Origin of the sequence: Acinetobacter towneri DSM 14962 = CIP 107472 (assembly GCF_000368785.1) — a bacterium.
GTDB classification, from domain to species: Bacteria; Pseudomonadota; Gammaproteobacteria; order Pseudomonadales; family Moraxellaceae; genus Acinetobacter; species Acinetobacter towneri.
The window spans coordinates 561,941-570,021 of sequence record NZ_KB849689.1 but is presented as its reverse complement, the minus strand read 5'-3'; the positions used below and the strand labels follow the sequence as shown (position 1 = coordinate 570,021).

The following is an 8,081-nucleotide window of genomic DNA, read 5'->3' as shown; positions in this document are numbered from 1 at the left end:
TGCCATTTTCTGATGAATTTCATCTACGACAACGTAAAAGAATTGAAACATTGATAGGATTATTGAAAGAAAAATATCACTTAGTTACGAGTAAACATCGTTCGATTGCTGGTTTTTTAGCAGGCGTATTTTCTTCACTATGTGCGTATCAACTTTGCCAAAAGAATAAGCCTAAAATTCATGTGATTAAATCTTTGGCTTATCCGTAACTGGGGTTAATTTGGCTAACTCTCAACAGCCTCTAATAAAAAAGAGGGATTCACCAAATACTTTACCCTATTTAATAGTCTTGTATTTTGCTGTTAATGGCAGCCAAACTAAATAGCTATAAACGAAAACAGCTACGACCATCGCGATATGAAATGCCCAATCAACCCAATAACTGAGATCGAACAAAGTAGCGGAAAAGTATAAAGGTAGGAAAAAGAATCCCAATATAGCAATACCTAAAGCTATCCAAGCGCTACGTCGATGATTGAATGTTTTTTGCCTATTTTTGATTAGCCAATATAACCATGGCATGATTAGCAGGGTGAGCAGTATTACAACGAGAAGCCCATTTTCTAGTATGGCCTCCCACAACATCATCAACATTTGATAAATTATCATTATAATTTCCTGTTCCTGATTGGCAAATTAAACACGCCCTTTCGCTACAGCCATGTAGGCTGGCTTGAGCATCATTTCCTCTAAAAACCAAGCAAAGTAACTTTCTTTCAATGGATCAACAAATGGTACAGTGGGTGTTAAATTATTTTCATAGTCAAATTCAACCAACATTGCTTTACCCTCTTCAATTAAAAGTGGACAAGAGGTATAACCATTAAACTTCTGACTTGGTAACTGACCTTTCATCACATCAATCAAATTTTGTACTACCACTGGAGCAGATAACTTGACTGTAGCTGCAGTTTTACCTTTTGGAGTGCCATTGGTATCACCTAATCCAAAAACATTAGGGTAGCGGGTGTGTTGCAATGTATATTTATCAACCTCTAGCCAGCCAATAGAATTAGCAAGCGGGCTGTTTTTTACACTATCTACAGCAACCATTGGTGGCACAAGATGTATAAAATCATACATTTCTGTATGCTGATTTCCCTGTGTATCGACAAAAAATGCAGTTTTCTTATCGACGTCAATACCTGTTAATTTTCGTTCAAAATAAACATCAATTGGTTTTTCAAGTGATTGCCAACGGTTAAGCACATTTTCATTGACCTTAGGAACACTAAAGACTTGTTTGCTTGGACTAAAAAAATCAATTTGGCTATTGCTCAGTGTCCCAGCTTGTTGCAAGCGGTCATATAACATGAATGTCATTTTTAACGGTGCACCTGCACATTTCATATCCGTATGCGCCATAGTCATTACCGCTCGTCCACCACGTTTTCGAAATTTGTCCATCTGATGCCAAGTTGCTAAAGCTATTTCGGGGCTAGCATAGACACTACCAATTCCATTTTTACCCAAATCACTGTTGGATAAACCTTGAATTTGTTCATACCCTAAACGCAGTCCGGTAGCAACCACCAAAAAATCATACTTTATTGTTTCACCTGCCTCTGTCACTATTTGATTTTGGTCAGGCTCAAACGCTTGCACATTAGATTGAATCCAATTCACATCTTTGGGTACAAGGCTTGTATTATCATTTAATACTTTATCAACTGATTGCCATATCCCAGTTGCCAATAAGGTATAACCTGGTTGATATCGATGCGTGGTATTATGATCAATAAGTATTAGCTTGGCATTCGGCAACTGTTTGCTTAAGCGGTTAATCGCTGCCAGCCCGGCCAATCCTGCTCCTACTACAACCACAGTAACCGCATTCGTTTCTGCTGAAGCCTGAGTGGTATGATTTAAATGCAGACCTGCTGTAGTGATGAGTCCGACACCAGCTGCCATTTTTAGAAAATCCCGTCGATTATTACGAATACTCATGTATTCTCCTTTCGAATCTTTTTTATCGTTAAAGTGTTATTTAATGGCCGGCTTGAGAATCTCTATTTCATTTCTGATCTTAGGTCATATATAGATCACTCACATCAATCTATTTTAGCCATCTATCCTAATAAAATTAGGATAGATGAGATCATATTATCTAGTTAATTTTGCTTAAAAAACAAAATTTTTCATAGCCGACCAAAGCACTATAATTGATCAATCCTGATGCTGATTTTTTGTATAAGTTCTTTTAGCCTGTTATATTTTTATTTACAAGCAGATTAAATTATATACAAATTTATCTCATTAAATCACTTTTTTGATGCTTGGTTAGTATGTGCTAAGAGCCTAGATTAATATATTAAATTGAAAACAGTACTACAGCATCAGAAAGAAAAAACTAACTGATGCATCACTTACGAAATTAGTATTCGTAGTTATTATTGATTGACCATTCTTGTAATTTTCCAAACTTGATCTGGTCATTAAAAAGCAAATCATTGTTTGCTAGCGTCCTACTCTCATCTGTTGGACAGAAACCATCATCACAGTCTGAATCGACGACCCAACAACCGCGGACAAACAGGATTTCATTTCCTTCTTGCTCCAGCTGTTTTTCCACCCGTTGAATTGCTTCATCGATGTTTTTTGCGCCTAAATAAGCTGTCACATACGCATAGGATTCTGATGGATCCGATGCTTTTTTAAATTCAATGCCTACACAAAAAAGATGGTTTTTCATCATTTACTCCTCATTTATTTTTAGTCCAAATCTCTCATCAAACTTATTCAGATCCAGCAATTTTTTGCATCTAAAAAAACTGAACCTCTATAGAAAATAGGTCAGTAAGGAAAACCTCACTGACCTGTGTTTAAAACTTAATACGCCAATTTCAACAGCAATCTAAACAGTCCTGCGACCAAGGCCAAACTTAAAAAACCAGCCAGCCATAAGCCAATAAACCATTTCAATTCAGAAATTTTCATTCAGCCTCCTTAATGATAACCTTCATCACCCACACGCACTTTATCCCTGAAAACCCAATACGATAATCCAGTATAAATAAGAATGATCGGAATTAAGATCAGTGCGCCAATAAGGGCAAATAATTGACTACTGGCAGGTGCTGCAGCCTCCCAGATGCTGATGGATGGTGGAATGACATAAGGCCATAAACTAATCAGAAAACCGCTATAAGCGAGAATTACCAAAGCCAAAGTATAAATGAATGGCAGGAACTCTTTGCGCTGCTTACAGGCTTTGATTGCCAGGAAAGTAAACAGCAGAACCAGTACGGGGACCGGGCTAAAATAAAAGAGTTGCGGTTGACTGAACCAGCGCACTGCAATTTCATGATGAAGCAAAGGCGTATAAATACTGACACAGGCAAAAATCAGCAATAATGCGATGAGCAGTTTTGGCATCAGTTCAAACATGCGATTCTGCAGCATTTTTTCGGTTTTAAAGATCAACCAGCCACATCCCAGGGTTGCATACAGTACAACCACACTTAAACCAGTAAACAGGGAAAAAGGTGTTAACCAGTCCAGACCACCGCCAGTATAGATACCATTCGTGGTTTTAATGCCCTGAATGTAGGCACCCAAAATCACGCCCTGAAAAAAAGAACTGAGGATTGATCCCCAAATAAAAGCTTGATCCCAAAGATATTTGGTTTTATTGGCCTTAAACCGGAATTCGAAGGCAACTCCCCGGAAAATCAGCGCGATCAGCATCAGAATAATGGGTATATACAGAGCCGATAACACAGTGGAATACACCAACGGAAATGCAGCAAATAATCCTGCACCACCCAGTACCATCCAGGTTTCATTACCATCCCAGACTGGTGCGACGGTATTCATCATAACATCACGTTCCTGTCGATCACCAATAAAGGGAAATAGAATACCGATACCGAGATCAAAACCATCTAGCACGACATAGATCAGCACTCCTAATCCAATAATTAGAATCCAAATTAATGATAAATCGATCATTTTTGATTCTCCTGAGATTGTGTAGAACTTACTTGATCCAGATCGCTTTCCTCATCAATTGTACTTAAAGGACGTTTTGATGCCTGTATGACCGCCTGCTCACTATGTGGTGCCAAATGTATAAACTCCGGGCCTTTGCGCATCAGTTTCAGCATGTAGAAAATGCCAACACCAAACACAATAAAGTAGACCATTACAAAAATGATCAGGGTTAAACCCACCTGTTCCGCTGAAACGGGAGAAAGCGTATCTTTGGTCCGTAAAATGCCATAAACCACCCAGGGTTGACGACCGACTTCAGTGGTAAACCAACCTGCAAGCAAAGCGATAAATCCTGAAGGTCCCATATATAGGGCAAATCTATGCAACCATACCGAGTCATAGAACTTGTCAGTTTTTCTTAGCCATGCACCTAGAACTGCCATTAAAATCATCAGTACACCAAGTCCGACCATAATCCGAAAGCTCCAAAATATGACCAGTGAGTTTGGACGGTCTTCAGGTGCAAATTCCTTTAAGCCTTTGACTTCACCATCTAAGGTATGTGTCATAATCAGACTACCCAGATTCGGAATACCGATCGCATACTTGGTTTCTTCTGCTTCCATATCTGGAATACCAAATAAATACAGTGGCATGCCATGATCTTTATTGGTTTCCCAGTGTCCTTCCATAGCTGCCAGTTTGGCCGGTTGGTGTTCCAGGGTATTCAAGCCATGCATATCTCCGACAAACATTTGCAGAGGTGCAAGTGCCAGAATCATCCACATGGCCATGGAAAATGATTTTTTCACCAAAGCATCACGACGGCCTTTTAATAAATGAAATGCGGCTGTGGCAGCGACAAGCAAAGCAGAGACCAGAAAGGAAGCCATTGCCATATGTGCCAATCGATAAGGGAAAGATGGATTAAAGACAATGGCAAACCAGTCTTGTGGAACAATAATGCCATTTTCAATGGTGAAGCCTTGTGGCGTCTGCATCCAGCTGTTTGAGGACAGAATCCAGAACATGGATATACAGGTACCGACAGCCACCATCAGTGTTGCGAAAAAATGGGTTTTCGGCCCCACTCTGCCCCAACCAAATAGCATAATCCCCAGAAAACCGGCTTCAAGGAAAAACGCACTTAAAACCTCATAAGCGAGTAATGGTCCTGTGACACTGCCGGAAATCCGTGAAAACTCACTCCAGTTGGTACCAAACTGATAGCTCATCACCACGCCAGAGACCACGCCCATACCAAAGGACAGGGCAAAAACCTTGATCCAGAACTTAAATAAGTCCCGGTATACTGGATCGTTAGTCTTAAGCCAACGCCATTCCAGAACGGCCAGAAAACTGGCTAAACCAATAGAAATGGCAGGAAAAATAATATGAAATGATACGGTAAATGCAAACTGGATACGTGCCAGTTCCAGCGCGGTTAGCCCTAAATTCATGCTGCCTCCTGCTGATTAATTGAATACAGGGAGGACATCAAAAGCGCCGATTGATGCAGTGAAACTGGCACACCTTGCCAGACATCGATCTTCTGGTATAGAGATGAAACCCGTATACCGGATACGCTATAGACTTTTTTGAGGGCGAACGAAACCATTGCACTGTTAGCGAACAGCGAAAACTGAATTTTCATGATTAAAACTCTTTAAGATGTTGTGTAGTGCAAACAAAACAACTGTTTGACGTGACCAATCATGTCCTAAAGAGCCAAAGGAGGCGCCCTGCCCTGCGGCAGAAAATACAACTTCTGTAAGCTGAAATAGACATGCCGGAAGAACGACTGATAGAAATTTAGTCGAACCTGAATCCGGTCCAGAACTTCATCAATCCCCAGCTTAAATGGCAGCACTAAATCACCATAAACCGTACAATATTGGCATTGATGGTTATGTTTATTGTGATCGTGGGAATGTTGAGGAATCAAATCCTTGAGCAGCTCATGATGAACTGAGTGGACATGATGATGATCGACAGGCGAAAGAAGATTGTGGGTAATCGACATACAGACCGGAGCAATGTGAAATTTTTCCGGCAGCAGAGGCTGTAAATATACTGCAATTTGCAAAAGTATGGCTGCAAATGCAATAAAGATTCCACTTCGCTTCAGCAAGTTTTCTCTCGACTGGCATCGAATAAGAGGGATACGCTGAATAAAAAGATGAAATTTAAAGATAAATTCCTACGTATTTACTCAACTTTTCATTCTACAAATATATAATATATACTTAGTTTTGAAAAGCAAAATAAATAAATAAAAAGTCAATTAAATTAAATACTTAAAATTTAAAAAACTTTCTCTTACGGTTGATGCAGGAGAAAGTTATGTATTGTACAAAGAGTGTTCAGAAGAATATTTGCTTACTTGAAATAATTGAGAGGCAATTTTAAGTAAGATACGCCATTTTGTTCTGGCTGAGGAAAACGTCCTGCATTCATATTAATCTGAATGGATGGCAAAATCAGTTCAGGCATTCTTAAGGTTGCATCACGTTTTTGACGCATTGCAACAAACTCCGCTTTTTCTGTACCAGTATGAATATGAATATTAGACTTTTTCTGAGTTTTGATATCGGTTTCACAGATGTAGTCATGACGTGATTCCGGTAAATAGTCATGACACAGGAAAACACGAGTGTTTTCAGGCAACTGATAGAGGGTCTGCACAGAATCAAATAAAGTCTCAGCACTGCCCTTCGGAAAATCACATCGTGCCGTTCCATAATCAGGCATAAACAAGGTATCACCTACAAAAACAGCATCTCCAATCACATAACTCAAGCATGCAGGTGTATGTCCAGGGGTAGGAATATTATAGGCTTGTAAGTTGCCAATATGAAATTTTTCATGATCCTGGAATACATGATCAAATGTCTGGAAAGCATTGAACTGTTTGATATCAATGTTATAGATTGAGCTAAAGGTTTCCTGTACCAGTGAAATCCGTTCGCTCATCGCTGTTTTTCCACCCAGCTGCTGTTTTAAATATTGTGCTGCTGTTAAATGATCTGCATGTACATGCGTTTCTAAAATCCACTTAACCTGTAAGCTCTGCTCTTTGACATACGCGATGATTTGATCGGCATGCGTGGTAGATGTCACTGCTGAAGCAGAGTCATAATCGAGCACACTGTCGATAATCGCACATTGTTTTGTACCTGGATCTGAAACTACATAACTGAATGTATTTGTTTTAGGATCAAAAAAATCTTTTACATTTGGTTGAGTCGACATAATCCTACTCCTTTTTAAAATTTAGAAGCTCACAGAGCATATTTAAAACTTAGTTTTTGATACAAGGCAGGCCATTTTTCCACCAAGATTTCATACCACCTTTTAACTGTGTGACTGAATATCCCATCTTGGCCAATCTGCGTGTCGCTGGAATGCTCCGGTGCGCCGATAAACAAATGGTCACCACGGGCTGATCCAGATTGAGCCCCAATGACTGTATTGTAGATTCATTCAACTGTGTAATAGGTAAATTAACAGCACCTTTTATATGACTGTGTTTAAACTCTTGAGCACTTCGGACATCAACAATCTGTACAATTTCCCATTTCTGCAATAATTCCTGACAAGTGATTTCAGGCACCTTACCCCAAGGTAGATACATAAGAATATTAAACATGATTTTCCTCTATTAGAACAGTTGTTATCCGCGACTTATATTTATAAGTATTTAAAATAAAAATAAGTAGTAAAATAAATATAAGCTAATCTTGAGTTAAACATCAAATTTATCCTCATAGAAAACACAATGACTTTTTAATAACTAAACCTACAATGCAGTCCAACTTTAATAAGACCTCATTCGCTTCAGAATGATCTTATGCTTCATATTCCATAAAGAAAAAATAAAATTATGTTTAGTAGCAGATTAAAATCGATTTTATCGTCTATTTTCAATGGCTTTGTTGCACAAAGATTTGAAATGCAAAGCGCCCCTAATTGAGCCAAATTTAAGGCGTAACTTGGGTAACTGGTCGACCTAATTCCGTAAATCTGTTGAGGACTGCTACACGTGCATGAATCTCATTCACCTGACTAGGAAAGCTTCTTGCCATTAATTTATCGCCTAATAATTTGATGCAATGCATCTTGGTTTCCACCAAACTGCGGCGATGATA

At 39.1% G+C, this 8,081-nt stretch carries 9 protein-coding genes and 2 pseudogenes; 1 reads left to right on the top strand and 10 read right to left on the bottom strand.

Annotated features, from left to right (window positions below; all coding sequences use genetic code 11):
* Positions 1-209: pseudogene (locus F947_RS14295) on the top strand (IS982 family transposase); the annotation flags it as partial.
* 427 nt (positions 210-636) lie between these two features.
* On the opposite strand, the gene F947_RS07065 reads toward F947_RS14295, so the two are convergent.
* From F947_RS07065 to F947_RS14280, 10 genes and pseudogenes are all read right to left on the bottom strand, one after another.
* Positions 637-1,947, bottom strand: coding sequence for an NAD(P)/FAD-dependent oxidoreductase (locus F947_RS07065; protein ID WP_004973780.1), 1,311 nt, complete (start codon positions 1,945-1,947; stop codon positions 637-639).
* Between the two features lie 427 nt (positions 1,948-2,374).
* On the bottom strand, positions 2,375-2,692 hold the full coding sequence (locus F947_RS07060; protein ID WP_004973778.1) for a hypothetical protein: 318 nt from the start codon (positions 2,690-2,692) through the stop codon (positions 2,375-2,377).
* A 137-nt stretch (positions 2,693-2,829) separates the two neighbouring features.
* Positions 2,830-2,937, bottom strand: a complete 108-nt coding sequence (locus tag F947_RS14290; RefSeq protein ID WP_004973777.1) for a DUF2474 family protein — start codon at positions 2,935-2,937, stop codon at positions 2,830-2,832.
* Positions 2,938-2,946: 9 nt separating this feature from the next.
* Complete coding sequence (gene cydB / locus F947_RS07055; RefSeq protein WP_004973773.1) at positions 2,947-3,951, bottom strand: cytochrome d ubiquinol oxidase subunit II; 1,005 nt, start codon at positions 3,949-3,951, stop codon at positions 2,947-2,949.
* Entirely contained in the window at positions 3,948-5,393 is a 1,446-nt protein-coding gene (locus F947_RS07050; protein ID WP_004973769.1) for a cytochrome ubiquinol oxidase subunit I, read from the bottom strand. Before F947_RS07050 ends, cydB begins: the two co-directional genes overlap by 4 nt.
* The gene (locus F947_RS07045; RefSeq protein ID WP_004973765.1) at positions 5,390-5,587 is read right to left on the bottom strand and encodes a hypothetical protein; all 198 of its coding nucleotides are present in this window, start codon (positions 5,585-5,587) and stop codon (positions 5,390-5,392) included. The genes F947_RS07050 and F947_RS07045 overlap by 4 nt, the downstream gene beginning before the upstream one ends.
* A gap of 66 nt (positions 5,588-5,653) precedes the next feature.
* On the bottom strand, positions 5,654-6,064 hold the full coding sequence (locus tag F947_RS14285) for a DUF2946 family protein (protein WP_081402496.1): 411 nt from the start codon (positions 6,062-6,064) through the stop codon (positions 5,654-5,656).
* A 248-nt stretch (positions 6,065-6,312) separates the two neighbouring features.
* Positions 6,313-7,185, bottom strand: coding sequence for an MBL fold metallo-hydrolase (locus F947_RS07040; protein WP_004973763.1), 873 nt, complete (start codon positions 7,183-7,185; stop codon positions 6,313-6,315).
* Positions 7,186-7,234: 49 nt separating this feature from the next.
* Positions 7,235-7,582 carry a rhodanese-like domain-containing protein gene (locus F947_RS07035; protein WP_004973762.1) on the bottom strand — a complete coding sequence of 116 codons (348 nt, stop codon included), beginning with the start codon at positions 7,580-7,582 and terminating at the stop codon, positions 7,235-7,237.
* Positions 7,583-7,913: 331 nt separating this feature from the next.
* Positions 7,914-8,081 (bottom strand): annotated as a pseudogene (locus tag F947_RS14280) (IS5/IS1182 family transposase); the annotation flags it as partial.

What these genes read in the sequence shown, in the direction of transcription:
- F947_RS07065 (WP_004973780.1), bottom strand. Translation starts at nt 1,947, where the DNA reads ATGAGTATTCGTAATAATCGACGGGATTTTCTAAAAATGGCAGCTGGT.
- F947_RS07060 (WP_004973778.1), bottom strand. Translation starts at nt 2,692, where the DNA reads ATGAAAAACCATCTTTTTTGTGTAGGCATTGAATTTAAAAAAGCATCG.
- F947_RS14290 (WP_004973777.1), bottom strand. Translation starts at nt 2,937, where the DNA reads ATGAAAATTTCTGAATTGAAATGGTTTATTGGCTTATGGCTGGCTGGT.
- cydB (WP_004973773.1), bottom strand. Translation starts at nt 3,951, where the DNA reads ATGATCGATTTATCATTAATTTGGATTCTAATTATTGGATTAGGAGTG.
- F947_RS07050 (WP_004973769.1), bottom strand. Translation starts at nt 5,393, where the DNA reads ATGAATTTAGGGCTAACCGCGCTGGAACTGGCACGTATCCAGTTTGCA.
- F947_RS07045 (WP_004973765.1), bottom strand. Translation starts at nt 5,587, where the DNA reads ATGAAAATTCAGTTTTCGCTGTTCGCTAACAGTGCAATGGTTTCGTTC.
- F947_RS07040 (WP_004973763.1), bottom strand. Translation starts at nt 7,185, where the DNA reads ATGTCGACTCAACCAAATGTAAAAGATTTTTTTGATCCTAAAACAAAT.
- F947_RS07035 (WP_004973762.1), bottom strand. Translation starts at nt 7,582, where the DNA reads ATGTTTAATATTCTTATGTATCTACCTTGGGGTAAGGTGCCTGAAATC.